At 67.9% G+C, this 2,721-nt stretch carries 2 protein-coding genes and 1 pseudogene; 1 reads left to right on the top strand and 2 read right to left on the bottom strand.

Annotated features, from left to right (window positions below; translation table 11 throughout):
- Positions 1-697, top strand: a pseudogene (locus tag ACXJKR_RS29205) (heme utilization protein); the annotation flags it as partial.
- Between the two features lie 130 nt (positions 698-827).
- Here the strand turns inward: ACXJKR_RS29205 and ACXJKR_RS29200 are convergent.
- Both ACXJKR_RS29200 and ACXJKR_RS29195 read right to left on the bottom strand, forming a co-directional pair.
- Positions 828-1,874 (bottom strand): GSCFA domain-containing protein, encoded by a 1,047-nt coding sequence (locus ACXJKR_RS29200; protein ID WP_457325830.1) that lies wholly within the window; start codon positions 1,872-1,874, stop codon positions 828-830.
- The gene (locus tag ACXJKR_RS29195; RefSeq protein ID WP_457325829.1) at positions 1,858-2,670 is read right to left on the bottom strand and encodes a hypothetical protein; all 813 of its coding nucleotides are present in this window, start codon (positions 2,668-2,670) and stop codon (positions 1,858-1,860) included. Before ACXJKR_RS29195 ends, ACXJKR_RS29200 begins: the two co-directional genes overlap by 17 nt.
- Positions 2,671-2,721 lie beyond the last annotated feature (51 nt).

Here is a 2,721-nt window from a genome sequence, read left to right as displayed (position 1 = left end):
GGACGGCCACGGCATCAACACGCTGGCCGCCGCCCAGGGCGTCAACTTCGACCTGATCGGCTCCGGCCACGTGGACAAGGTCGGCTGGATTGCCGGCGGCGATGGCCTGCTCGTCATGGACCGCAACCTCGACGGCATCATCAACAACGGCAGCGAGCTCTTCGGCATGGGCACCATCCTGGCCAATGGCAAGCACGCCAAGGACGGCTATGCCGCCATGGCCGAGCAGGACAGCAACCATGACGGCAAGCTCGATGCACACGACGCCAACTGGAAGCAGCTGCAGGTCTGGGTCGACGCCAACCACGATGGCAAGACCGACGCCGGCGAACTGAAGACGCTGGACGAGGTGGGTGTCGCCTCCATCGACCTGAACGCCGCCAAGGGTTCGGGCAGCGACCACGGCAACCTCATCGGCCTGGTCTCCAGCTACACGACGACCGACGGCGGCAAGCATGACGTGGCCGACGTCTGGTTCGCCAAGGACGTGCAGCCGCAAAAGGCCGACGACGGCAAGGATGCGACGGTCAGCCYGAGCGACCTGCTGACCGCGCCGGCCGACGCGCTCCTGGGGGCGCCATCCGTGGACCTGGCCAAGGTCGCCCTGCCGAGCGCCGACGCCCACCTCGCCGCCATCGACCGCAAGCTGGCCGAGGACGACGAGCACCGTCGCAACAACGGCGGCAACTGGATCTGAGCCTGATCTCCTGACGCCGGCACGCGGTGCCGGCCCATGCAGGCCCTGTGGAGCAATCCCAGGGCCTGTTTTTATGACGGGCCAAAGAAAACGGCCCCGCAGGGCCGTGCAGAAAACAGACGTGAGCCCTTCAGGGTCTGTCGTTCAGGAGCTCTTCGCACTCGACCTGAGCCGCCGCTGCGGCCTGGGCCGCCAGGCTGGGTGCCGCCACGGCAGCGCGTTCGCCGGCTTCGACAAAGGCGGCCGAGAACTGGCGCATGACATGGTCGACACCGCGCGGCGAGACCTCGCGCAGGTCGCCTTCGAGGTATTGCCCAAAGCTCTGGGCCGACGAGATGATCTCGAAGGAGGGGAAATAGTCGACGTCGTCATGCGCGTCCGCGAACCGCCCGGCGACTGCGCGCAGCACCGCCTTGGAATAGCTGGACGCGACGATGACCGGATGCGCCGTGGCCGTGGCCACCAGCGGCACCGGTGACACCGTGACGATCCAGCGCATGCCCGGGTTCACGCCGGCGACGAACTCGCGCACCCACTCCAGGTCGGCCAGGATCTCCGGGTAGTCGAAGTTGACGAAGCCATGCCGCTCGGCATCGAACTCGCCCGCCGCCGTGCCCGGGCAGACCGGGAAGACGACACCGCTGCCCTGCTCCACCCAGGCCTCGGTCAGGCCGAGCGTGAAGACGAAGACATCGCACTCGCTGAAAAGACGCCGCACCTGGGCCAGATGCCAGGTACGGTCGGCACGCAGGTCGGCCAGCGAGTCATAGCCGCCAGCCTGGACGCGCGGGCGCAGGGCGTCGAAGATGCGGCCCTTTTCGGTCAGCACCGGCGGGTCGCCCTCACGCAGGCCGAAGGCGAATTCGACGAGCTGGCGCAGCTGGCGCACCGTGTAGACATTGGCATAGCGGGCCGAGAACACGCCGTACTGCAGCTCGCGCGCCCGCTCGGGCGTGAGGCCCGCCGGCGCCTGCTCCACCACCCAATGGCTGAGGCCGAAGCTCTCCAGCCGCCGGGCCATGTGCTGGGCAAAGCAGGAACCAGCCGTCGCGATCTTCAGCGACGGGGTCAGCTTGAACTTGGTGTTCGGCTTGAAGTCGAGCTGGCCCCAGGCCTGGGCGCTGACGGTCTTGCGCCAGAACGCCTGGGGCGGCATTGCCTCATACGGATGGGACATTTGCCAGCACCTCTCGAATCTGTTGCGCCAGCTGCTCGGCATACAGCTCATTGCCATGCAGGCAGCCGCGCGCGAATTCGGCCTTCAGGCCGCCGTTCCCGGTCAGCGCGCCGGCGGGCGGCGCCAGGCTCACGACGCCCATCTGCGCCAGGCGCTGGTTCAGGTCGCCGTACATCAACCGGTAGATGCGCTGGCGCATCACAAAGGGCTTGATGCCGTGCACGGCGAACAGCTGTCCGAAGGCTTCGGGATTGGCCGTGATGTGCTCATGCGACTCCACCGGTGGCGGCGCCGGCACATGCACGATGCGTGCGCGCGGGAACTGCTGGCGCAGGGCCAGATGCGTCGTCCACAGCGGCTCGGCGATCTGGCGCACCCAGGCCAGTGCATCGGTGCGCGACATCCAGCGCCGGCCCGGCTCCATCCGGCCGTCGTCGCCCAGGAAGTCGGCATGCGAGGGGTCGTCGACGAGGGCGGCGATCGCGAACTCCTGGCCGCGCAGCAGCGAGAAGATGACCTCGGCTTCCTGAGGGATGTGACCGAGCACGCCCGTCAGCACGTCCGGGATGTAGAGCACGCCCTCCTTGAGCATCGGCGGCGGCCCGGCCACGGGGGTGTTGTAGAGCACATGCTCGCCACGCCAGCCAGGCGGGGCATCCAGCTCGATGGGCTCACGGAACGGCACGCCAGTCGACCAGACCGAGCGGTACTTGGCCGACGACACCGGCTCGATATAGCGGTCGATCAGGCCGAAAAGATGCGAGCTGCCGATGGCAACGAAAAGCCGTGGGGTCATGATGCTTGGGGCCGAGCATAGGGGAGGCGCGGCGCTTGCCCAGGGGGCAAA

Source organism: Roseateles sp. P5_E11 (genome assembly GCF_054049355.1).
Note: the sequence above shows the minus strand (reverse complement) of the source record. Positions and strands in the feature narration are given on the sequence as shown.